This is a genomic window from Enterococcus sp. DIV1090 (assembly GCF_050537975.1).
Taxonomy (GTDB): domain Bacteria; phylum Bacillota; class Bacilli; order Lactobacillales; family Enterococcaceae; genus Enterococcus; species Enterococcus faecalis.
In genome coordinates this window covers 1,214,958-1,239,722 of record NZ_CP172917.1, presented here as the reverse complement: position 1 = coordinate 1,239,722, position 24,765 = coordinate 1,214,958, and the positions used below count along the sequence as shown (strand labels likewise).

The window sequence follows — 24,765 nt, the reverse complement described above, 5'->3', positions numbered from 1 at the left end:
TATTTATTATGGAAACAGGTACAGTAAAATGGTTTAACTCAGACAAAGGCTTTGGCTTCATCACTGCAGAAAACGGAAACGATGTATTCGTACATTTCTCAGCTATCCAAGGTGACGGCTTCAAAACTTTAGAAGAAGGTCAAGCAGTAACTTTCGAAATCGAAGAAGGTCAACGTGGCCCTCAAGCAACTAACGTTACTAAAGCTTAATTAAACAATACTGACTCAAAAACCTGACGTTAATCGTCAGGTTTTTTTTATAAAAAAAGAACAAGAAAACTTTCTGAAACTAAGTGCTTCCTCTATTTTTTTTGAAGAGTTTTCGTTATACTGAAGAGGAAAAATGTTTTAAAGGAGTTTATTTATGCAATTTTATAGTGATTTAACCTTTTTAGGTGTTTATTTATTGGGTCTCTTTTTCATTCCCTCGTGGCGGAAAAAGAAAAAAGAACACGATTGGTTGCCGTGGATGTTTGGCTGGACTGTCTTTATGTTCTTCTCATATGTTTTATATTTAGAAATCATTCGTGGCACAGCCTTCTTTTTAATTCCCATTGCTTTTTTTGGCTTGTTTGCGCTCTTCTACTTCAAAGAAAAAAGGCGTTTACTGAATGGAACATTATTTAATATTTTTCTTGTGGTTCTAGCGACTTATTTAGGGATTACTGCGATTCGTACAAACAACTACTTTCTAATCACCTTAGCAATTATTGCCCTGCTGGCAATTTTTATCGCTTTGGCTTTAGGACTCTATGCCTTAATTATTTTCCTCTATTGGAATGCGGTCGTTGTTATGAGAAAAGAAGGTCGGTCTCTAGGGAACTTGTTGACGTTGTTGCTGGCAATTGGCTTAACATTACTATTAATTTATAATTTCTTTTTTCAATCGTTGTTACCAACGTGGCTCTCCTTACCATTAACTATTGCGCCATTTATTTTGACTTATTTCGCGTTTGTTTTTTATAATTTTTTAACTGTTTCTACGTTGTATCAATTTAATCAGCCAAAATATACACAGGATTATATTGTTGTGTTAGGTTCGGGGTTAATCAATGGTGAGATTGTGCCGCCGTTATTGCAAGCCCGCATCAACAAAGCCATTCAATTTTACAAGGCTCAAAATCGCGCAACGTTAAATCCGCCAAAAATCGTCATGTCTGGTGGCCAAGGTCCCGATGAATTACTTCCTGAAAGTGTCGCGATGAAAATGTATGCTTTGACACAAGGTATTCCTGATGATGATATTTTAGTAGAAGCTCATTCAAAAAACACACTAGAAAATATGCGTTTTTCCAAAGAAACAATGATTGAGGATTTTGGAAATGCTAATTTCCAAGCCATTTTTACTACAAACAATTATCACCTTTTCCGAGCGGGTCTTTTCGCTCGAATGGCTGGCTTAAAAGCTGATGGCATTGGTGCAAAAACCGCTTTTTATTTTTTACCTAACGCGTTTATTCGAGAGTTCATCGCCATTGTAGTGATGTACAAACGCCGCCATATTATTGTTTGCGGCCTAGCTGCCATCGGTATGGTTATGTTATTCTTAACAGGATTGATTATTCAGTAAAGAAGGAGTTTCCCCTATGAGTTTGTATCAAAAATTTATTCAAAATGAACGTTTGCGACGTTTTTGCGTCCTTGCTTTGATTATTTTTGTGCTTTATTTATCCAGAAGTATGATTACAACAATTCTTTTAACATTTATCTTTACCTATTTAGCTGTTCGTTTGGTCCATTTTGTTCAACGCTATATGAAAATCCCGACGATTGTCATCGTTCTCTTAACCTATGCATTGGTTGTTTTTCTAATCTATTTAGCGATTACTAAATATGTTCCCGTTCTAGTTAACCAAACGACTCAAATGATTAATTCTGTAGTTGATTTTTATCAAAGTCCACATACAGATACAAATCAAGTATTGCAATTTATTGATCAATACTTGGAAAAATCTAACTTACTCTCTCAACTCCAGAATGGCGCTTCAATGATTTTACGCTACATTCAAGATATTGGCGCTGTCGGCTTATCATTTGTCATGTCCTTTATTTTAAGTTTCTTCTTTATGATTGAGAAGAAGCAAATGGCCGATTTTTCTAAGTTATTTTTAAAAAGTGATTTTGATTGGTTTTTTCAGGATATCTATTATTTCGCCAACAAGTTCGTCAACACATTTGGTGTCGTAATGGAAGCTCAGTTTTTCATTGCTGTGGTGAACACAGTCATTACTACTTTGGCCTTGGCGATAATCGGCTTTACTCAGTTACCTAGTTTAGCCATTATGATCTTCATTTTGAGCTTAGTCCCAGTTGCTGGTGTGATTATTTCCTGCATTCCGCTAAGTTTCATCGCTTATTCCCAAGGTGGCTTGAACGATGTGATTTATATCTTAGCTTTAATTACAATCGTCCATTTATTTGAATCTTACGTGCTAAATCCTAAATTCATGTCTAGTAAAACAGAGTTACCAATCTTTTATACGTTTGTCATCTTATTAGTTAGTGAGCGTCTCTTTGGTGTATGGGGACTTATTGTAGGAATCCCTGTGTTCACTTTCTTCTTAGATGTCTTAAAAGTAAAACCAATTCGTGGCCTGAAACGGCTACCTAATGTGAAAAAAAATAGTTCAGCAGAATAATTTCTGCTGAACTATTTTTTTTATTGTTTTCTTAAATCATTTAAAATAGCCATGGCTCGGTCTTGGTTCATCGTTTTTTGACGTTTTAATTGTTGAGCGACTGCCTCAACTTCTTTACCAGTAGCTCCGACCGTCATCGCTAAAGAACGTGCTTGTAGAGCCATGTGTCCTTTTTGAATTCCTTCAGAGACTAAGGCCCGTAACGCCGCTAAATTTTGTGCCAAACCAACAGCCGCTACTACTCGACTTAGTTCTTTTGCATCCGTCACTGCTAACAAATCAGCGGCTGCTTGAGATTTAGGTAAGACTTTTGTGGCACCGCCAACCGTGGCTAACGCAAGCGGAACTGAAATTTCACCAATTAGTTGTTCGCCATCCAGCGTCCAACTAGTCAAGCCTTGGTAGCGACCTTCCTTCACCGCAAAAGCATGACAAGAAGCGCTAACAGCGCGTGTATCATTTCCTGTAGCTAAAACGACAGCTTCAATGCCATTCATGATCCCTTTGTTATGCGTGACTGCCCGATAAGGATCTAATGAAGCATAGCGTGAAGCTAAAACAATTTTTTCAGCAATTTCCCGGCCATTGCTCCCCTTACTTAAACGTGAAACTGGAATAGCCGTTTTCATCGTAACAACCGACTCCGTTGCGTAATTACTTAAAATACTGAATAAAATCTTTTGCTCCGCAAACCATTCACGGAACAACTCGGCCACACCTTCCAACATAGCATTAACGATATTTGCCCCCATTGCATCCTTAACATCTACTAAAAAGTCGACAGATACAAACGATTCATCAAAAGCACGATATTGCAAATCTCTTAAGCCGCCGCCCCGTTTAACGATAGATGGATAACTTAACTCTGCTTGTTGAAAAATTTCCGCTTCTCTTACTTGTAGTTTATCAATCAATGACTCGGGATCTGCAACATCGTAAAAAACGATTTGTCCACGCATTAAGCGTTGTTGATTCACTGTTTTAAATCCTTGTGCTATTTTTGCACCATTACTCAAAGCCGCAATCACTGAGGGCTCTTCTGTCGCCATTGGTACCAAATAATCAGTTTCGTCCACTGTTAAATGTAAGCCAACGCCCATCGGCACTTCTGTTTCACTGATTTGATTTTCAATCATATGATTGGCAATCTGCGAAGATAAAGCCGTATTTTCAAATTCTTTTTTTGTATCAGCAGAAATCTGGCCTTCATTAAGAAGCGAAGCCAGGCGTTCCTCAGGACTCATTTGATAAAATCGGCTGTTTTTTTTTTGCTGAGGTCTCTCTAGTAGCATAGCGAGTCCTAAGCCACCGCCGATACATAAAGAAGCCACTCCATATTTCTTTTCTTTTTGATTTAATTGATAACTTAAACTCGTTAATAAACGAGCACCTGTGGCACCAATCGCATGACCTAATGAAATACCGCCACCATAAATGTTAACCTTCTCCTCTGGTAAAACCAGTTCTCTTTGGACCACGATTGAAGTTGCTGCAAATGCTTCGTTGATTTCATACAGATCAATTTCTTCCGTAGTAAGTTGATTCCGCGCTAACAGTTTTTGAATGGCTTTAATCGGCGAAATTCCCATATAGGCTGGATCAATACCGACTTCCACACTGTCTCGAATAATAGCTAAATAAGGAAGACCGTGTGCTTCGGCATATTCTTGTGAAGCAATAATCAAAGCAGAAGCCCCATCATTAATGGTTGATGCATTCCCTGCTGTCACAGTACCGTCTTCTTTAAAAACTGTTTTAAGCGTTCCTAGCTTCTTAACGCTCGAATTAGGGCGAATCCCTTCATCTTTCTCCACAAGCGTTCCTGACACTTCTAATGGGGCTATTTCGTCAGCGAATATCCCTTCTGCTTGTGCTTGAGCTGCTTTTAATTGTGAATGTACAGAAAATTGATCTTGCTCTTCTCTAGTTACATGATACTTTTCGGCCACATTTTCAGCAGTTAAGCCCATTGCCTGACCACTAAAGGCATCCGTTAATCCATCATACATCATACTAGAAAAAGGCGCATCATAGCTTTCTGTTTCGTAATTAAAACGTTGTAATTTAGGTGCTTGGGACATATTCTCAATCCCGCCAGCAATTAAAACTTCCGCTTCTCCTAATTGAATCAATTGTTTCGCCAAAATAACGGCCTTCATTCCTGATCCGCAGACCTCATTAACTGTCATTGCGGGAATTTCATGAGATAAACCGCTGTTTATTGCTATTTGTCGTGCGGGATTTTGGCCATTTCCAGCTTGTAAAACATTTCCAAAGATTACTTGATCAATTTCTTCAGAAATAGTGGAATGTCTTTTTAAAAGTTGTGTTGTAACATGTGTTCCTAAGTCTACGGCACTTACTTGACTTAAGCTGCCTTTATATTTTCCAATTGGTGTTCGTAATGCATCAATAATAACTACTGTTTTCAACTAAATGCACCTCCATCTTGAAATATATCATAAAATCCCAGAATCACAAGTGCCAATTACTGAATGTTAACAGACTTATAAGATATTTTTTAATAATCTATGAAGTTAATACAAAAATTCCCCATTTTGGTTCATTTCGTGCTATTTTATATAATGAATCTATTTATCGTAAAGGAGTTAAAGAAATGACAATTGGGATTGATAAAATTAGTTTTTTTGTGCCCCCTTATTATATTGATATGACGGCACTGGCTGAAGCCAGAAATGTAGACCCTGGAAAATTTCATATTGGTATTGGGCAAGACCAAATGGCGGTGAACCCAATCAGCCAAGATATTGTGACATTTGCAGCCAATGCCGCAGAAGCGATCTTGACCAAAGAAGATAAAGAGGCCATTGATATGGTGATTGTCGGGACTGAGTCCAGTATCGATGAGTCAAAAGCGGCCGCAGTTGTCTTACATCGTTTAATGGGGATTCAACCTTTCGCTCGCTCTTTCGAAATCAAGGAAGCTTGTTACGGAGCAACAGCAGGCTTACAGTTAGCTAAGAATCACGTCGCCTTACATCCAGATAAAAAAGTTTTGGTTGTAGCAGCAGATATTGCAAAATATGGCTTAAATTCTGGCGGTGAGCCTACACAAGGAGCTGGGGCGGTTGCAATGTTAGTTTCTAGTGAACCGCGCATCTTGGCTTTAAAAGAGGATAATGTGATGCTGACGCAAGATATCTATGACTTTTGGCGTCCAACAGGCCACCCGTATCCTATGGTCGATGGTCCTTTGTCAAACGAAACCTACATCCAATCTTTTGCCCAAGTCTGGGATGAACATAAAAAAAGAACCGGTCTTGATTTTGCAGATTATGATGCTTTAGCGTTCCATATTCCTTACACAAAAATGGGTAAAAAAGCCTTATTAGCAAAAATCTCCGATCAATCTGAAGCAGAACAGGAACGAATTTTAGCTCGTTATGAAGAAAGCATCATCTATAGTCGCCGCGTAGGAAACTTGTATACGGGTTCACTTTATCTGGGACTCATTTCCCTTTTAGAAAATGCAACGACTTTAACCGCAGGCAATCAAATTGGTTTATTCAGTTATGGTTCTGGTGCTGTCGCTGAATTTTTCACTGGCGAATTAGTAGCTGGTTATCAAAATCATTTACAAAAAGAAACTCATTTAGCACTGCTGGATAATCGGACAGAACTTTCTATCGCTGAATATGAAGCCATGTTTGCAGAAACTTTAGACACAGACATTGATCAAACGTTAGAAGATGAATTAAAATATAGTATTTCTGCTATTAATAATACCGTTCGTTCTTATCGAAACTAAGTATTTAAATCCCCCGATTCAATCAACAAAAGAGCTAGACATTCAAGTTTTTGCTTGAATGCCTAGCTCTTTTTATGAAAGCCAAACTTCTTTGACCCCGTCTGTCACGGCGATACCATCTGTCAAAGCTAAACGTTGTGAATAAGAAACGTAGCCATAATAAACATCAACACCGCCGCCATTGTTCCAAGTAACAGTGATTTTAACATTTGGAGTAATCGATTTTGTAGCTGGTTGGGTCGTCGGGCGATAACTAGTCGTATCATAACTTAAAATAGTGCCCGAAACTCCACTTATTTCGGCTTTTCCTGTGTAAATTTCGCCATTCGTATTCGTCTGCGTGACCGCTCCATTCGCTTCAATGATTAACCCCGCTTGCTTTTGATCTCCTCGTGGATAATAAAAAAGATACGTGGTTGCCCATTTAGCAAATTCATCTGGAATTGGTTTAAGTGATTCCGTTGGTGCCGGACTCGACTTCGTTTGCTTTTCAACCGCGACTTCTTCTTGTCTTTTTAAACCTTCATTATTTTGATTATTTAGTTTCTCAACCGTTTCTTTAACGATTGAATAATGAGGTTTCCCTAAATCGCTAACAGGAATCGTAGCTAATTTTTCTTCTGATTCTTTATATTGCCCCTCTGCCGTTAACTTTTTAGCTTCTGTAATAATGGCATCATACTTGGTTTGGTCTACGGAAGATGATGTGCTTTGTCCCGTAGCTTCGACTTGTTTTGTGACACTGGTTTTTTCCGTGGTCACGTCTGATGAATTTCCACAAGCACTTACAAACATTGAGCTAACGATTAATAAACATCCCACAATCACATGCTTTTTCATCTTTAAATCCCCCATTTGTCTATCTTTGTTATTTTTTGTTACTTAAATTATCCCATAGATGAACAAAAGAAACCATTATTTATAAAAAAGTTTAGCAAGCGCTTCAAGAGAGGCACTTGCTAAACTTTTTTCTCACTGTTATTGATTGATTACTTTGACTAGTTCTTCAAATAATAATGCACTAGATGCTGCTCCTGGATCAATATGACCAATTGCTCGTTCCCCTAAATAAGAGGCACGTCCTTTTTTCGCCACCCAATCTTTTGTTGCTTCAGCAAATTGTTCAATTTTTTCTTCATTAAATTGTTCCGTTCCAATTACTTCAGCAACAGGTGCCCAGACATCAACCATCGTTTTATCTCCTGGTTCAGCTTTGCCGCGCATCTGAATCCCAGCTAGACCTTGCTGAACAATTTCTTTTAATTGCTCTGGCGAACTGATGGTTTCCAAATCTTTTGTCGCTTTAGTCATATTCATAAACGCAGTACCATATAAAGGACCAGAAGCTCCGCCAACTTTTGAAATCAAAGCCATGGATAGGACTTTAAATGTCTCCGTGATTGTTGTTGGTACTTTTTTGTCAAACGCAATTTTGTATTCAGCCATACCACGAGCCATGTTGTTACCGTGATCCCCATCACCAATCGGCGTGTCTAATTCACTTAGATAGTCTTTTTTTTCTTCAATAACTTTTGAATAATTGTCTAACCATGTTTGAATGTCTTTTACTGTTAATTCCATCTTTTATCACCCTTACCAAGAAATTGTTGTTACATTGCTTTCTAGCGCTGTTTGCCAGTCTTTTGTCGCCAAGTCAATCATCGTTAAAGATAATCCTTGCATGTCAATAGACGTCATATAGTTACCCACTTTATGGAAGGTCACTTGAACACCTTTATCTTCTAACAATGTTAGCACGTCGTTCATAAATACAAATTGTTCCATTAATGGCGTGCCACCCATGCCATTGACAAGTACCCCTACTGTTTGTGGTTGTTGCTCATAGCTACTTAATGTTTTTTCAACTAATTCTTTCGCTAACTCTTTCGATGGTTGGATTTTTTCACGACGATAGCCTGGTTCTCCGTGAATCCCTACGCCAAATTCAATTTCATCTTCTGGTAAAGTAAAACCTGGTTTGCCAACTTCAGGCACAGTGGCTGCTTTTAAAGCCACTCCAATTGTTTTCGTGGCTGATACAATCTTTTCTCCTAAAGAAACGAGCTCTTCTAAAGAAGCACCTTGGCGGGCATGATGTCCTAAAATTTTATGGACAAGAACAGTCCCGGCAACGCCGCGTTTTCCAGCGGTATAGGTGCTATCTTCGACAGCAATATCATCATCGACAACGACCATTTCTACATGAATGTCTTCCATATCAGCCATATCTTTGGCCATTTCAAAGTTCAAAATATCGCCTGTATAATTTTTTACGATTAACAGAACACCGGCCCCTTGGTCTGCCGCTTGGATCCCTGTTAAAATTTGATCTGGTGTTGGTGAAGTAAAGACATCACCTAAAACTGCGGCATTTAACATTCCATCACCAACAAACCCAGCATGTGCAGGCTCATGACCACTTCCGCCACCAGATACTAACCCAACTTGTTTGTTTGAGTCGTTGCGAGCAATCACGCGAGAATCTTCGACTTGATGAACAAGGTTTCCATAGCTTTTCACAATTCCTTGGAGCATTTCTTCGACAATTTTACCAGGTTCATTAATAATTTTTTTCATTTAGTTCCACCCTTTCTTACCAGCATTTTGAGCTTCTGCTAAAATTTGCGTCAAATCATCTGAGACACCTGCAGTAATTGCTGCCGCAAAGGCACCTTCAACCAATGGTGCATCGACTAAATGATAATGTTTCTGTTGGTCTTCTTCTAGCATATCAAAAGCTAATTCTGAACTTAAAACGGCACTGCCTAAATCGGCAAAAATTAAAAATTCTCGGTCAGAGTCCGCTTCGTTAATCGTGTCAATGATTTTCATTGGATCTGAACCTAATGAACCATCTGATGTACCACCAAGTGAATGAATTGTAATTTCTTCACTGGCGTTCATCTGTTCAATCATCTCTTTAATACCATCTGTAATCATTTTGCTATGTGAAACGAGTAAAATATCTGCTTTCATGTGGACACTTCCTTAATCTAATTTATGTCTTGTTTTATATTCTTGTCCGACTTTATCTGCAACAATGATTGCATTCGCTACTTCTTCAACGACAATTGGGAATGGCATTGAATGAATTGATTCTTCTGGAATGCAAGCAATTTTGGCTACTTCCAACGCTTCTTCATAAGTGATTTCATCGACACCAATGTCTGAAAGCGTTAATGGTAAACCTACAGAAGCGCTAAAGTCTAAAACAGCTTCTAATTCGTCTTTTGCTGCATCTTCTAATACAAGTTGTGCAATCGTTGCAAAAGCTACTTTTTCACCATGTAAATAACTGTGCGCACCAGGTAAGACTGTCATACCGTTATGAATCGCATGCGCTGCAGCTAAACCGCCACTTTCAAAACCTAAGCCTGAAAGTAAGATATTTGTTTCGATAATCTTATTCAATGATTCAGTAACCACATTTGCATCACAAGCTAATTTCGCTTTTAACCCATCTTCCTGGAGGTTTTCCCAGCAAAGTTTTGCCATGGCCAAAGCTGCATATGTGCCGCTAGCAGCAGGCGTTAAGCCTTCTCTTGAACCCATTGGCAAACTAGCATTAACCCGAGAATATGAATTGTGTGTTGCGCGTGCTTCAAAATATGTGGATAAGGCATCCCCCATTCCAGCAACTAAAAATCTAGTTGGCGCTTTGGCAACCACTTTTGTATCAACCATAACGACGCTTGGACTTTGTTTAAAGTAAGCATAATCATCAAATGAGCCATCTTCATGATATAGTACAGCTGAATGCGAAGTTGGTGCATCTTGAGCCGCAATCGTTGGTACAATAATTAAGTTTTCACCTTCTGCTACGACTTTTGAAGCATCGATTGCTTTACCGCCACCTAAACCAATGATACAGTCTGCTTGTTCTTTTTGTCCAACGTTTTGCAAGCGCTTTGTTTCTTCACGCGTTACTTCTCCACTAAAGCCACCCTCTACGAAGGTAATGTCAAACTTTTTCGCTGTTTCTTCCAATTGTGGACGTACACGATCAACGTCAGCAGGATTTGCAATTAGTAACGCTTTTTTTCCAAAAGTTGAAACGAAGTAACCTAAGTTTAGTAATTCATCTTCCCCTTGAACATATTTCGTTGGTAAAATCAATGCTTTTCTCATGTTGATAGCCTCCTATATTTTGTTTACATACATAGTATAAAACGCTTTCATTCAAAAAGCATTGAACTTTTGGTATCGTTTTCTTGCAAAAAATGATAGAATTATTTTGTGAAATAATAAAATATTATGATTTTTAAACTTTAGATTGAAGGATTGCCTTATGACTGTAGAATTAAAAAATATTTTAGATTTAGAAAAGTGGGAAAAATTGCAAGAATCATTGGCCTTAAGCACTCGTTTAGCCATTATTTTAGTCGATTATAAAGGGCGACCTGTGACGAAACATAGTCAAGTTCAACCCTTTTGCCAACTGGTACGTCACTCCCCTGAGCTCTCGAAACTTTGTGAAAAATGTGATGCTCGTGGTGGCTTGGAAGCCGTTCGCACTGGTCAGCCTTTTATCTACCGTTGTCACTTTAACATCGTTGATATGGCCATCCCCATTATTGTTGATGACCAGTATGTAGGAGCCATTATGGCTGGTGAAGTTTTGCTCGAAGATCACCAAGAAGAGTTAGAACAGGTTTTAACCATGAATGATGCCTTCATTCAAGAATTTTTAGTAACACACCAAGAGCTGTATCAACAATACCCTGTTTTAGAACTAGCAGACTTAGAAAAGAGCGCGACATTAATCGCAGATTTAAGCCAATATATTATTTCTGAAGCCATCAAAAAAGATTATCTAATCAATACGTACAAACAATCCTTACAGATTAGTTCGCGAAAAGAAGAGCTGGAGCCATTGAATATGATCCAAAAAGATATTCAACAAACTTTATTAACTGCTCAATTAACTCCTTCAAGTGCCTATCAAACTAAAAATAAGCAATTACAACCGGTTTTAGATGCCCTTTGGGAAAACAAATCGCTGCGTTTAAATTTACAAGAACTGGCAGACCTTGTTCATTTGACACCGACGTATTTAAGTCGTTTATTAAAAGAGGAGTTTGGTATTCCCTTTAGTCAATTTTATCGACAATTAAAAATCACATGGGCTAAACAGCTTCTTTTGGAGACAGATAAAACAATTGCCCAAATCAGTGAAGATTTAGGGTTTGTTGAAGATAGCTATTTTGTCCGTATCTTTAAACAAGAAACGGGTGAAACACCTCTTAAATACCGTAAAAGAAAGAACAGAGCATAAAAAAACAACGACTCCGAGAAGTCGTTGTTTTTTTACACCTTTTGCTCTTGCTGTGGCTAATGCAACAAGTGCAAAAGGCGCATTATATCTGTCGTGCGACAAAGTGATACTATTAAATATGAATTGGTAAACCTAAAGCCAATTCAGCTGTATCCATAGTAATTTCGCCCAATGATGGGTGTGGGTGGATTGTTAAAGCAATATCTTCTGCATTCATGCCAGATTCAATAGCTAAAGCTAATTCAGAAATCATGTCACTTGCACCGACACCGGCAATTTGTGCACCGATGATGACATTGTCTTCTACAGTTGTAACTAAACGCATGAATCCTTCAGTTTTATCTAAAGAGATTGCACGGCCGTTACCAGCAAATGGGAATTTGTAGCCTTTTGCTTCGATTCCCGCTTCTTTTGCTTCTGCAACAGTCATACCAACGCTTGCCAATTCTGGATCAGTAAAGGCAACAGCTGGCATTGCTTTGTAATCAACTGCAACTTTCTTACCAGAAATTGCTTCAGCAGCAATTTTTGCTTCGTAGCTTGCTTTATGCGCTAACGCAGCACCTGGTACGATGTCGCCGATTGCGAAGATGTTTTTCACGTTAGTACGTCCTTGGTTGTCAACTGGGATTAAACCACGTTCGCCAATTTCAACGCCCGCTTGTTCTAAGCCTAAGTCGTCTGTGTTTGGACGACGTCCAACAGTGACCATTACGTAATCTGCTTCAACACTTTCTTCTTTTCCGTTAACTTCATATTTAACAGTGACGCTATCGCCATTGTCAACAGCTTCTTTAGCCATTGCAGAAGTCACGATTGTTACGTTTTTCTTCTTGAAGTCGTCTGTGACAACTTTAACCATATCTTTTTCATAAGTTGGTAAAATTGATGGGCTACCTTCTAAAATTGTTACTTCTGAACCTAAGTTAGCATAAGCGCCACCTAATTCAGCACCGATGACACCGCCACCGATAATAACGAATTTTTTAGGAACTTCTTTTAAGTTTAAACCGCCTGTAGAATCTAACACGCGTCCGCCAAATTTGAATCCTGGGATTTCAATTGGACGAGAACCTGTTGCTACAATAGCATTATTGAATGAGTAAGTTTGTGCTGAGTCTGGGTGAATAACACGCAATGTATTTTCGTCAACGAAGAATGCTTCGCCTTCAATAATTTCCACTTTGTGTTTTTTCAATAACATGCCAACGCCGCCTGTTAATGATTTAACAACTGTGTTATCTTTCCAGTCTTGTGTTTTTGCAAAGTCTAATTCGACTCCTTTAGCTGTTACACCAAAAGTTGAAGAATCTTGTGCTTCTTGGTAATGATGTCCAGCAGCAATTAAAGCTTTTGAAGGAATACATCCAACGTTTAAACAAACGCCTCCGATGTATTCACGTTCGATAATCGCAACTTTTTGACCCATTTCTGCGGCACGAATTGCAGCAACGTATCCTCCAGGTCCAGCTCCGATTACGACTGTATCTAGTTCAATGGCGAAATCTCCTACTACCATTTGTTAATCATCCTTCCATTAATAGTAATTCTGGATCAGCTAATAAGCGTTTAATGTTGTTCATTGCTTTTTGAGCAGTTGCGCCGTCAACGATACGGTGGTCAAAGCTTAATGATAATTTCATCATGCGTCCCACAACGATTTCGCCGTCTGCATTAACAACTGGTTCTTGTGCAATTGTACCAACGCCTAAAATAGCAACTTCAGGGTAGTTGATTACTGGTGTAAACCAGCCGCCACCGACTGAACCAATGTTACTAATTGTGATTGTACCATCACGCATATCTTGTGCAGTTAATTTGCCTTCGATAGCCAATGCTGCTTTTTCGTTGATTTCATCAGCGATAGCAAACATGCTCTTCGTATTAGCATTTTTAACATTTGGTACATATAAGCCATGATCTGTATCAGTAGCGATACCAATGTTAAAGTAATTTTTGTAAACAATTTCTTGTGCTGCGTCATCGATTGATGCATTCAAGATTGGGAATTTTTGAACAGTTGAAGTCAATGCTTTTACAACGTATGGTAAGAATGTTAATTTTGTACCATTTGCAGCAGCAACATCTTTAAATTTCTTACGGTGATCCCATAATTTAGAAACTTCTACTTCATCATGTAATGTTACGTGAGGAGCAGTGTGTTTGCTGTTAACCATTGCTTTAGCAATTGCTTTACGTGTTGGTGTCATTTTTTCACGTGTTTCCATTTCGCCTAAATCAGAAGTAAAGGCTTTTGGCGCTGCTTTAGGTGCAGCTGCTTCCGCTTTAGGTGCTGCTTCTGTTGCGGCAGCTTCAGTAGCTGGTGCTGCTTGAGAACCACCAGAAACAAAGGCATCAATATCCGCTTTAATGACACGGCCACCTTTACCAGTTGCAGTTACTTGTGTAATATCAACGTCTTTTTCACGCGCATACTGACGAACAGATGGCATTGCTAAAACGCGTTTGTTTGGATCAGCGGCTGCAACTACGCCTGTTGAAGCGGCTGGAGCTGATGCTTCCGCTTTAGGAGCGTCAGTAGCTGGTGCTGCGGCTGCCGGTGCTGCTGAATTATGACCAGGTGCGTCAATTTCAACTAACACGTCACCAACATTGGCAACTGTTCCTTCTGGTACAACGATATTTTTTACAGTACCTGTTACTGGTGATGGAATTTCTTCTACTGATTTGTCATTTTGTACTTCTAATAATGAATCATCTTCATTAATTGTGTCGCCAGCTTTAACGAACCATTTAACGATTTCGCCTTCGGCAATTCCTTCACCGATGTCTGGTAATTTGAATTGGAAAAATCCGCCAGCTGCTTCTGTTGTTGGTACAGCAGCAGGTTGTGCTGGTGTTTGTTCTTGTGCAGGAGCTGCTGGTGCTGCATCGTTATCTTCGTGACCAGGTGCGTCGATTTCGATTAACACGTCACCAACGTTTGCAACTGTTCCTTCTGGTACAACGATATTTTTTACAGTACCTGTTACTGGTGATGGAATTTCTTCCACTGATTTGTCATTTTGTACTTCTAATAACGTATCGTCTTCGTTGATTGTATCGCCAGGTTTTACAAACCATTTAACGATTTCGCCTTCGGCAATCCCTTCACCGATATCCGGTAATTTAAACTGATAAGCCATTTTTTAAGTCTTCCCTTCTTCGTTGGATCTGTCTATTTTCTTAGGAGCAAAACGCGGGGAAACGACTATAGTAGCTGAACATTTCATGCCTATAGCCGTATTCCACCTGTTTAATTCTTCGTTTATCTACTTCGAATAACTATTAAAATTCGACGATTTCTCTAGCTTTTGCTTCGATATCTTTCGCATTTGGTAACCAGATATTTTCTGCTTGTCCGAATGGGAATATTGTATCTGGAGCAGATACACGTCCGATTGGTGCTTCTAATGATAATACGGCACGTTCAGAAATTTCAGAAACAACCATAGCGCCAACGCCAGCTTGTTTTTGTGCTTCTTGAACGACAACCACACGGCCAGTTTTTTCAACAGAGTTAATAATTGTTTCCACATCTAAAGGAGCCACTGTACGTAAGTCAATGATTTCTGCTGAAATATTGTCTTTCGCTAAGCTATCAGCTGCTTTAATCGCTTCACGAACCATAGCACCGTAAGTGATGATTGATACGTCTGTTCCTTCACGAGTTACAGCCGCTTTATCTAAAGGCACTTCATAAGCTTCGTCTGGCACTTCCTCACGGAATGAACGGTATAATTTCATGTGCTCTAAGTAGACAACTGGATCGTTGCTACGAATAGATGAAATTAATAGTCCTTTTGCATCGTAAGGGTTTGATGGAATAACAACACGAACACCTGGTGATTGTGCGATTAATCCTTCTAAGTTATCTGAGTGAAGTTCTGGTGTATGAACACCACCACCAAATGGGGCACGAACAGTAATTGGCATATTACGAGTTCCACCCATACGGTAACGCGTACGAGCCATTTGACCAACGATTTCGTCAAATACTTCAAAAACGAAACCAAAGAATTGGATTTCAGGAACTGGACGGTAACCTTGCAAGGCAAGACCGAAAGCCAATCCACCGATACCAGATTCAGCTAAAGGTGTATCGAAGACGCGGTCTTCACCAAATTTTTCTTGTAAACCTTCAGTTGCACGGAAAACCCCACCGTTGTTACCAACGTCTTCACCGAAGATTAAGACATTTTCGTCTTTCTCTAATTCAAGAGCTAAGGCATCTGTAATTGCTTGGATCATAGTTTTTTGTGCCATTTTTATTTCGACTCCTTCGCTTCATAAAATGCAATTTGTTCTTTAATTGTTTGAGGTTGAACTTCAAACATATTTTTCAAGAAATCAGAAACTTTTTGTTTTGGCGCTTTATCCGCTTCTGCAATCGCTACTTTGATTTCTTCTTTTGTTTTTTCAATAATTTCTTCTTCTTTTGCTTCAGACCATAAGCCTTTATCTGTTAGATATTTACGGAAACGAGTCAATGGATCTTTTTGTACCCATTCGTCATCCATTTCTTTTGAACGGTAACGTGTTGGATCGTCTCCAGATAAAGTATGTGGACCATAACGATAGGTTAATGTTTCAATTAAAACTGGACCGTTTCCTGCAGCTGACCAATCGCGTGCTTCTTTTGCAATTGCGTAAACTGCTAATGGATCCATACCATCAACTTGAATACCAGGAATTCCTGCTGCAACAGCTTTTTGAGCTAAAGTTTTAGCCGCTGTTTGTTTTTCACGAGGTGTAGAAATCGCAAAACCATTGTTTTGGATAATGAAGACACCGTTTGCTTGGTAAGCACCAGCAAAGTTAATTGCTTCATAGAAGTCCCCTTGTGAAGAACCGCCGTCACCAGTATAAGTGAAGACAACATTTTCTTTTCCACGTTTTTTCAATCCTAAAGCAACACCAGCTGCTTGGATGTATTGAGCACCAATGATAATTTGTGGTGGTAATGCATTTAAATCTTCCGCGTAGTAGTTCCCTGCTACGTGACCACGAGACCATAAGAAAGCTTCTCTTAATGGTAAACCATGTTGTACTAATTGAGGTACATCACGGTAACCTGGTAGTAAGTAGTCTTCTTTTTCCATTGCAAATTGACTTGCCAATTGGCTTGCTTCTTGTCCAGCTGTTGGCGCGAAGAATCCTAAGCGTCCTTGACGGTTTAATGCAGTAGAACGTTGGTCTAACACACGAGACCAAACCATGCGTGTCATTAATTCAACTAATTCCTCATCCGATAAATCAGGTACTAAATCTTCATTCACAATTTTTCCATCTTGATCCAAGATTTGGAAAGTTGGGAAATCAGCGTCGACTTTAGCCATTAGCTCTTTAAAGTCAATAGGTTTTTGTTTCTTAGCCTTTGCCATTTTGTCACACAATCCTCTCTATTACGTTTCTTTAATTTCGATAAAAGTAAAACAGAGTGCGAAACTGTATTACTTTTTATCGACTACACTTAACAAATTATCACTAAATTCGAAAAAGCGCAAGAAAAAAACTCTAATTTCTTCATTTTTTCACAAAAGAGCAAAACCGCATGTTTTTGCAGTTTAGTGATGATTTTCACAAACAAGAAAACGGTTTCTGTTCCACACTTCTTCTGTACTATTTTTCTCCTAACTGTTATATTCTATTTTGAAAATATTATATAACAGTTCTATTAATCCGAGCCCCCTCATCCCCGAGCTGGCTAGTAATCTGATTTCCGAACTTTGCGTTTTCATGAAAATTATCTTGAAAAAACCAAAAAATAAAAACCGTCAGCCGAGTAACCTACTCAGCATGCGGTTTTTTATTTTTTAGAGAACAAAGTTTTTTTCGTTAATTTTTATTTTTTTCGGCTCGCTTTTTTGCCAAATACTTTACCTTAGGTTTTATCACGAACATTCATTGCTTAAAATCACCAAATTTTCGCAAAACGAGTAATACAGCTTAGCAAATTCTTTTCTCTTTCAGTAGATTTTACTAAATCCATTCCTTGGTAATTTTAATATATAAACGTTTAGCTACTTCAACAGTTAACATGTACGCAATGATGATTCCAAAGAACCATGGCCAGTAGTTAGCCGGAAGTTTCACAAAGTCAAAAACCTCTCTTATAGGCGTTGCTACAATCAAGAAACCGAGTAAAATTGCGCCTAAACTACTTAACATCACAGGCATTGACGCACGACTTTGAATGAATGGTATTTTCCGCGTCCGGACCATATGAACAACTAACGTTTGACTAACAAGTCCCACCATAAACCAACCTGTTTGGAATAAATGTTGAGTTGCCAAACTATTGGCGCTAAACACAAACCACATGACAAGATACGTTAGAATATCGAAAATACTACTTACCGGGCCAATACATACTGTAAATTTCGCTAGTCCGTTCGTTTCCCACCGAACAGGGCTTAATAACTCTTCTTCATCGACATTATCCCAAGGAATTGTCAACTGAGCCACATCATAAATCAAATTTTGAATCAAGAGTTGTAAGGAAAGCATTGGTAGAAATGGTAAAAAGGCACTGGCTACTAAAATTGAAAAGACATTCCCAAAATTAGAACTGATGGTAATTTTAATATATTTCATCATATTGCTAAATACTTTTCGTCCTTCAATCACACCAGATTCCAGTACATTTAAACTTTTTTCCAGTAAAATAATCGAGCTAGCATCTTTAGTAATATCAGCTGCAGTATCTACTGAAATGCCCACATCAGCTTTTCGTAATGCTGGTGCATCGTTAATGCCATCCCCCATAAAACCAACCGTATGACCTTTCGCTTGTAGCAATTCAATGATTTTAGATTTTTGCATCGGATTTAATTTGGCAAATAAATTAGTTTCTTCTACTTGCGCCCGCAACTCTTCATCTGTCATTGCTTCAATTTGAGAACCTAATAACACATGGGAAACTTCAATGCCTACATCTTTACAGACTTTTTTGGCGACAATGTCATTATCGCCCGTTAGCACTTTCACGTTGACACCATGTTCATGTAAGGAGCGGATAGCGCTGACAGCTGACTCTTTTGCTGGATCAAGAAACCCCATAAACCCAATCAATGTCATCTCTTTTTCATCTTCAACTGAATAAACTGCTTCTTTATGGACATCTTTTTTTACAGCTACCGCTAACACACGCATCCCTTGTTTGTTCATTTGAACATTCACTCGGCGTAGTTCTTCTCGTACAGCAATGCTTAATGGTACAATTTCGCCATTAATTTGCGCATGCGTGCACACTTCTTCCATTTCTTCCACGGCGCCTTTCGTAATCATCAATTGATGATCATCTGCATTCACGACAACCGTTAAGCGGCGTCTGGAAAAATCAAAAGGAATTTCATCAATTTTAGTGACATTTTTAAACGGCGTTTTCCATTGATGCTCTTCATAAAAATTAATAACGGCAATATCCATTAAATTTTTCCAACCTGTTTGATAAGAAGAATTTAAGTAGGCTAAATTTAGAACCTCGTCACTCAAATCACCTAATGGATTCAAATGTTGAACCAAAACTACACGATCTTCGGTAATCGTTCCAGTTTTATCTGTACAGAGCACATCCATACCACCCAAATTTTGGATAGCCGCTAATTCTTTAACAATGACTTTATGTTTCGATAAGGATAATGCACCCTTGGCTAAGTTACTCGTAACAATCATTGGCAACATTTCTGGTGTCAAACCAACTGCAACGGCAATCGCGAAGAAAAACGCTTCGCCCCAAGCACCTTTAGTTAAACCATTAATCAAGAAAACGATTGGAAACAAAATCATTACCATTCGTAATAAAAACTTACTGACTTTTGCTAAGCCTAAGTCAAAACTAGTTTTTCCTCGTTGTGTTGTAGCATTTTTAGCAATATCACCAAAAAATGTATGTTGCCCAGTTTTTAAAATAATCGCTTTTCCTTGTCCACTCAAGACATCTGTACCCATAAACACTAGGTCTTGCATATCTAATGCAGAAACCTCTGTTTGTTGACGATCCACACCTGCATCCACAAATTTTTCGACAGGCATGGATTCGCCTGTTAGCGACGATTGATTAACGAATAAATCTTTGGTCCAAATCAACACGGCATCTGCAGGAATCATGTCTCCTGTAGCTAAAGTTACAATGTCTCCTGGAACAATTTCGTCCATTGGAATTTCTTTCGTAATCCCTTCCCGTGTCACTGCAGCGGTGTTTTCAATTAATTCTTTTAAATCCAAACTCGCTTTTTGAGAACGATACTCTTGTATAAAAGCAATCAAGACACTGGCTAAAATCATCACGCCCATCACGATAGCGGCTTCGAAATCTTTCGTTAAAGTTGAAACGACCATCAATAAGGCTAAGACATAGACAAATGGATCTTTGAATGCACTTAAAAATAAAATAATTGCTGGGGTTGGCTTTTGTGCAGAAACTTCGTTTGGTCCAAATTCCTCTAATCTTTTTTCGGCATCTTCATTCGAGAGTCCTTTTTCAGATGTCCGTAATTCCATCATTAATTCCCGTTCAGAAAGCAACGCCAATTTACGTAATTCTTGATCTTTGGTGGCTTTTCTCATATCCATTGTTTTTTTGTTCATCATTTTCTTTTCCTCCAAGGTTGTGGTCACCTGCCGAAAAGAGTGCTAAAATCTTCTCCTTTCATTGGTGACTGTATTTTGTTTCTCTGTTCACTTCCAGGGTCTTCCATGACAGTCATCCTTTCTTTTTCTTATTTATACTTCCAGTGAATAATTGCTTTTTTGCCAAACACACAAAAAAGGACCTACTCAACAATAGAGTACGTCCCAAAATACCATCTTTAAATAAGATTCTCTATCGTTGAGCTTTAGCACTATAGGGCGTAGATAACATGTATCAGCTACATTATGAATAACCTTCACGATTATTCCTGTTCAACCAACTAAGGGTCTCTCGATCCTTTCGCGGCAGCAGCATTTGTCCAAATAGGAGCCTCACCTAACAATTATTCAATTTTTATCCACTTCTTATAATAGAGGAGTTTGACATTCTTGTCAAAAGATTTATGACTTTTTTGTTATAAATAAAAAATAACTACTTTAAAATTTCCTTTATTTCTGCTTTTCGCTCAGGAATAAACCACATGACTAAAACAATCGTATCAATAATCAGGACAGCGATTGGCGCTACCAGTTTGCCTACAATCAACGCAATAATATTCAACACAATCGAAAGCGTTAATTTTGGATAGTGGCCAAACAAACGTTGTACTTCGGATTTGGGCCCATTTGCCTGAATCAATGCCCGCACCACTAGATAATAAGCAACATCAGCTCCTAATACTACTAAGCCATACAAAGCTTGTGGCGGCCAAGAAAACGGATGTTCACCCACCCAACCAGTAACAAACGGGAAAAACGTCAACGTCAAAGTTAGAAAATTATTCATCCAAAGGACACGTCCATCAATTTTACGGACACTTTGAAATAAATGATGATGATTGTTCCAGTAAATTAATAAAGTAACAAAACTAATTAAATAAATAATGATTTTGTGTCCAGATTGAGTCAGAGCAGACCAATCTGCTTTTTCAGGAATTTTTAATTCTAAAATTAATAACGTTAAAATAATCGCAATCACTGCATCTGTAAATGCTTCTACACGTGTTTTCGGCATCATTTCCCCCTACTTTCATAAAAATTAAATAACTTACTCAAAGTAAGTATAACGCATTTCTGTAAAAATTCAATTATTTACGAAGTCTCTCGGTTGTTGAAGTTCCTAAAAACGAGTGCAAGAGCCCCACTTAAAAGTAAGCCTCTTGCACTCGTTATAGAACAAATCAGTTATCGGAATACGCCTGCCTGATAAGGTGCTAACTGCATCCGTTTCTTCACCGTAAAATCTTGATTCCCTAATAATTGTTGCCACTTTCTGCCCAGTAATTTATTCGGCAAGTCAAATTGGCACTTTTCTCCACTTAAATTGACAATCACTAACGCTGTTGCCTCAGTTGTTTTTCTTAAAAAAGCAAAAACAGACGGATGATTGGGCGCTAATAGTTCAAACTGTCCATCTGTAAAGACCGGATTGTCTTTCCGCAACGCAATTAACTTTTTATAATAGTTCAACACGGATTGCGCATCCGTTTCTTGGTCAGCCACATTTATTTCTTTGAAATTGGGATGAATTGCTAACCACGGATGCCCCGAGGTGAATGAACTTGCCTCTTGATTCGTCCACTGCATAGGCGTACGCGAATGGTCCCGCGTCCAATGCGCCACTTCTTTCAATGCTTGTTTCGCATCGTAGCCATTTTCTATAAGCAAACGATAATGGTTATGGGAATCTTTAGCATCTAACTCGTCAATCTGTTGAAACGGATAATTAACCATGCCGATTTCCTGTCCTTGATAAATAAACGGCGTTCCTCGCAAGAGCAAGGCGATTGTTCCAATCGCCTTAGCAGAATGAGAGGTTTCATTGCCTAAAATTGAATTGATTCTGGGATTATCATGATTTTCTACATATAATGCATTCCAGCCTTCTGTCCCTAAATGCTTTTGCCAGCGAGCCATTACTTTTTTATAGCCTAAAATATTTAACCGTTCTTCTCCTGGCTTCCCTTCTCGAACATTGTGCTCTAATTCAAAAATCATATTCAGATAGCCCGCATCATTGGTCCATTCCACCGCTTTTTTACTTGAAACGCCACTAGCTTCCCCCACTGTCATGATGTCATACTCAGCAAAAATAGCTTTCAAATCCAACATATAGTCTTCAATGCCTTTTACATTCATAAAGGGAGCCCACGGATTCGTGGTAATTTTAAAATCCCAAGGTTCTTTTTGGATATGGCTAATCGCATCCAATCGGAAACCATCAATTCCCAAATCTAACCACCAGCGAATCATCGCATAAATCTCTTCACGAACTTTAGGATTTTTCCAGTTCAAATCAGGTTGCTCTTTTGCAAACACATGAAAATATGCTTGTTTTGTACCCGCGTCATACGTCCAAGTCGAGCCACCAAAAAAGCTTTGCCATTCATTCGGCATACGATCTGGTGTCGCATCGGCCCATAAATAATACTCACGATACGGATTATCTAAACTTTTTTTCGCTTCTACAAACCACGGATGTTGATCACTTGTATGATTGACCACTAAATCAAGAATAATCTTCAAACCTAATTGATGCGCTTGGTCCAAAAGTTCTTGAAAATCTTCCATCGTACCAAATTCTGGCTGAATCCCTTGATAATCCGCAATATCATAACCATTGTCAACGTTTGGCGAAGTGTAAATCGGATTTAACCATAAAAAATCGACCCCTAGTTCTTTTAAATACGGTAATTTCTCAATAATTCCCTGCAAATCACCAATGCCATCCCCGTTGCTATCTTTAAAACTCCGAGGATAGATTTGATAACCGACAGCATTTTTCCACCATTGTTCCATCTTATTGACTCACTTTCACAACAAATGCTTGCCAAGGCGCTAACGAATAGTCTGCTAAAGCAGTGACATCTGTCGGCATATTTTCAATCATTACTTGTTCTACATGAACGTCTGCAGAAAATGGCCGAACTTTGTCAGAAAAGTTCGTTACAACAAGCCAGCGTTCCTCACCATAGGTACGATAAAAACTAATCACTTCGTCCACTGTTTCCAGCAATTCAAAGTCGCCCCAAACAATTAAAGGATGTTCTTTTCTCAAACGAATCATTTCTTGGTACGTATAGAATAGTGAATTTTTATCTGCCAAAGCAGCAGCGACGTTAATCGTTTGATAATTGGGATTAATATCAATCCAAGGTGTTCCAGTCGTAAAGCCAGCATTTTTTTCAGCGGTCCACTGCATAGGCCGGCGTGCATTGTCGCGACCTTTAGTATTAATTTTCAGCAAAATTTCTTCTTTAGAATATCCTTTTTCTAGATACTCATGGTACATGTTAATCGTTTCGATGTCCCGTGCTTCACGAATATCTGTAATCGGCGTATTGGTCATACCAATTTCTTCCCCTTGATAAATATAAGGTGTGCCTTTCATCATGTGCAGTAAAATAGCGAATAACTTACTACTTTCCAACCAATGTTCCTGATCATTTCCCCAACGTGAAATCATTCTCGGTAAATCATGGTTATTCCAAAATAAAGAATTCCAGCCATCATTTCCTAATTCTGTTTGCCATTTTGCAAAAACCTGTTTCAACTTGGCAACTTCCATTGGCTGAAGGTCCCATTTTTCTTTACCTGGTTGTTGATCCAAGCTCATATGTTCAAACTGAAAAATCATGGATAATTCATGACGCTCTGGACTAGAGTACATTTTTGCAATTTCAGGTGTGGCCCCCCATGTTTCACCTACAGTTAACAGCTCTTTGCCACCAAATGTCGCGGCGTTCATTTCTTGTAAATAACGATGTAAATGAGGTCCATTCGCGGTGATCTCTTCTCCTGGAATTTTACCCACTAAGTCAATTACATCTAAACGGAAACCGCCAATTCCTTTATCAATCCAAAAATTCATCATCTCGTAAACCGACTGACGCATTTGTTGGTTTTCCCAATTTAAATCTGGTTGTTTTTTACTAAACAAATGCAAATAGTATTGCCCACTCGCTTCATCAAACGTCCACGCCGAACCCGAAAAGGCAGATTTCAATCGGTTAGGCACACCGCCATCTGAAGCAGGATCAGCCCATACATAATAGTCTCGGTAGGGGTTCTCCTTGCTTTTTTTCGCTTCAATAAACCAACGATGTTCATCTGACGTATGGTTAACCACTAAATCCATAATAATTTCAATCTTTCGCTTTTTCGCTTCCTCAATTAGACGATCCATATCCGCCATCGTCCCAAACTCTGTCATAATCGCTTCATAATCAGAAATGTCATAACCATTGTCATCATTGGGTGATTGATAAACTGGTGATAACCAAATAGCCCCAATGCCTAACGTTTCCAAATAATCCAATTTTTCAATAATTCCTGGTAAATCTCCAATGCCATCTCCATTGCTATCCTTAAAACTGCGAGGATAAATCTGATAAACCACGACTTCTTGCCACCAATGTTTTTCCATTCTTCTTCACATTCCTTTGCTTA

At 38.7% G+C, this 24,765-nt stretch carries 19 protein-coding genes and 1 riboswitch; of the genes, 5 read left to right on the top strand and 14 right to left on the bottom strand.

Annotated features, from left to right (window positions below; all coding sequences use genetic code 11):
• Positions 1–8 precede the first annotated feature (8 nt).
• The 3 genes from IGL48_RS05985 (at position 9) to IGL48_RS05975 (ending at position 2,638) form a co-directional block, all read left to right on the top strand.
• On the top strand, positions 9–209 hold the full coding sequence (locus tag IGL48_RS05985; RefSeq protein WP_002357750.1) for a cold-shock protein: 201 nt from the start codon (positions 9–11) through the stop codon (positions 207–209).
• Between the two features lie 154 nt (positions 210–363).
• Positions 364–1,569: a YdcF family protein gene (locus IGL48_RS05980; protein WP_048949636.1), complete on the top strand. Its 1,206-nt coding sequence runs from the start codon at positions 364–366 to the stop codon at positions 1,567–1,569.
• Positions 1,570–1,585: 16 nt separating this feature from the next.
• Complete coding sequence (locus IGL48_RS05975; RefSeq protein WP_002357754.1) at positions 1,586–2,638, top strand: AI-2E family transporter; 1,053 nt, start codon at positions 1,586–1,588, stop codon at positions 2,636–2,638.
• 20 nt (positions 2,639–2,658) lie between these two features.
• On the opposite strand, the gene IGL48_RS05970 is transcribed toward IGL48_RS05975, so the two are convergent.
• On the bottom strand, positions 2,659–5,070 hold the full coding sequence (locus IGL48_RS05970; RefSeq protein ID WP_080349235.1) for a hydroxymethylglutaryl-CoA reductase, degradative: 2,412 nt from the start codon (positions 5,068–5,070) through the stop codon (positions 2,659–2,661).
• A gap of 185 nt (positions 5,071–5,255) precedes the next feature.
• Between IGL48_RS05970 and IGL48_RS05965 the strand changes: the two genes are divergently transcribed.
• Positions 5,256–6,407, top strand: a complete 1,152-nt coding sequence (locus IGL48_RS05965; protein WP_048949637.1) for a hydroxymethylglutaryl-CoA synthase — start codon at positions 5,256–5,258, stop codon at positions 6,405–6,407.
• 72 nt (positions 6,408–6,479) lie between these two features.
• Here IGL48_RS05965 and IGL48_RS05960 read toward each other — a convergent pair whose 3' ends face one another.
• From IGL48_RS05960 to IGL48_RS05940, 5 genes are all read right to left on the bottom strand, one after another.
• Positions 6,480–7,262 carry a hypothetical protein gene (locus tag IGL48_RS05960; RefSeq protein ID WP_002398243.1) on the bottom strand — a complete coding sequence of 261 codons (783 nt, stop codon included), beginning with the start codon at positions 7,260–7,262 and terminating at the stop codon, positions 6,480–6,482.
• 123 nt (positions 7,263–7,385) lie between these two features.
• Positions 7,386–7,988, bottom strand: coding sequence for a dihydroxyacetone kinase subunit DhaL (dhaL, locus tag IGL48_RS05955; protein ID WP_002360441.1), 603 nt, complete (start codon positions 7,986–7,988; stop codon positions 7,386–7,388).
• A 12-nt stretch (positions 7,989–8,000) separates the two neighbouring features.
• Entirely contained in the window at positions 8,001–8,984 is a 984-nt protein-coding gene (dhaK, locus tag IGL48_RS05950; protein WP_002363860.1) for a dihydroxyacetone kinase subunit DhaK, read from the bottom strand.
• Positions 8,985–9,383, bottom strand: coding sequence for a dihydroxyacetone kinase phosphoryl donor subunit DhaM (gene dhaM / locus IGL48_RS05945; RefSeq protein ID WP_002357762.1), 399 nt, complete (start codon positions 9,381–9,383; stop codon positions 8,985–8,987).
• 12 nt (positions 9,384–9,395) lie between these two features.
• Positions 9,396–10,535 carry a glycerol dehydrogenase gene (locus tag IGL48_RS05940; protein WP_002363858.1) on the bottom strand — a complete coding sequence of 380 codons (1,140 nt, stop codon included), beginning with the start codon at positions 10,533–10,535 and terminating at the stop codon, positions 9,396–9,398.
• A gap of 160 nt (positions 10,536–10,695) precedes the next feature.
• On the opposite strand from IGL48_RS05940, the gene IGL48_RS05935 reads away from it, so the two are divergent.
• On the top strand, positions 10,696–11,682 hold the full coding sequence (locus tag IGL48_RS05935) for a PocR ligand-binding domain-containing protein (protein ID WP_002382271.1): 987 nt from the start codon (positions 10,696–10,698) through the stop codon (positions 11,680–11,682).
• A 112-nt stretch (positions 11,683–11,794) separates the two neighbouring features.
• On the opposite strand, the gene lpdA is transcribed toward IGL48_RS05935, so the two are convergent.
• From lpdA to IGL48_RS05895, 8 genes are all read right to left on the bottom strand, one after another.
• Entirely contained in the window at positions 11,795–13,201 is a 1,407-nt protein-coding gene (gene lpdA / locus IGL48_RS05930) for a dihydrolipoyl dehydrogenase (RefSeq protein ID WP_002357765.1), read from the bottom strand.
• Positions 13,202–13,208: 7 nt separating this feature from the next.
• A complete protein-coding gene (locus tag IGL48_RS05925; RefSeq protein ID WP_002357766.1) occupies positions 13,209–14,828 on the bottom strand; it encodes a dihydrolipoyllysine-residue acetyltransferase in 1,620 nt (539 codons plus the stop codon).
• Positions 14,829–14,970: 142 nt separating this feature from the next.
• Positions 14,971–15,948 carry an alpha-ketoacid dehydrogenase subunit beta gene (locus IGL48_RS05920; RefSeq protein ID WP_002357767.1) on the bottom strand — a complete coding sequence of 326 codons (978 nt, stop codon included), beginning with the start codon at positions 15,946–15,948 and terminating at the stop codon, positions 14,971–14,973.
• A 2-nt stretch (positions 15,949–15,950) separates the two neighbouring features.
• Positions 15,951–17,066 carry a pyruvate dehydrogenase (acetyl-transferring) E1 component subunit alpha gene (gene pdhA / locus IGL48_RS05915; RefSeq protein ID WP_002357768.1) on the bottom strand — a complete coding sequence of 372 codons (1,116 nt, stop codon included), beginning with the start codon at positions 17,064–17,066 and terminating at the stop codon, positions 15,951–15,953.
• A 598-nt stretch (positions 17,067–17,664) separates the two neighbouring features.
• Complete coding sequence (gene mgtA, locus IGL48_RS05910; protein WP_080349192.1) at positions 17,665–20,277, bottom strand: magnesium-translocating P-type ATPase; 2,613 nt, start codon at positions 20,275–20,277, stop codon at positions 17,665–17,667.
• A 223-nt stretch (positions 20,278–20,500) separates the two neighbouring features.
• A riboswitch (M-box (ykoK) riboswitch) is annotated at positions 20,501–20,668 on the bottom strand.
• Between the two features lie 81 nt (positions 20,669–20,749).
• Positions 20,750–21,331, bottom strand: a complete 582-nt coding sequence (locus IGL48_RS05905; protein WP_010824614.1) for a TMEM175 family protein — start codon at positions 21,329–21,331, stop codon at positions 20,750–20,752.
• 170 nt (positions 21,332–21,501) lie between these two features.
• The gene (locus IGL48_RS05900; RefSeq protein WP_010824613.1) at positions 21,502–23,115 is read right to left on the bottom strand and encodes a glycoside hydrolase family 13 protein; all 1,614 of its coding nucleotides are present in this window, start codon (positions 23,113–23,115) and stop codon (positions 21,502–21,504) included.
• Between the two features lies 1 nt (position 23,116).
• Complete coding sequence (locus IGL48_RS05895) at positions 23,117–24,742, bottom strand: glycoside hydrolase family 13 protein (protein WP_010824612.1); 1,626 nt, start codon at positions 24,740–24,742, stop codon at positions 23,117–23,119.
• Positions 24,743–24,765: the final 23 nt, after the last annotated feature.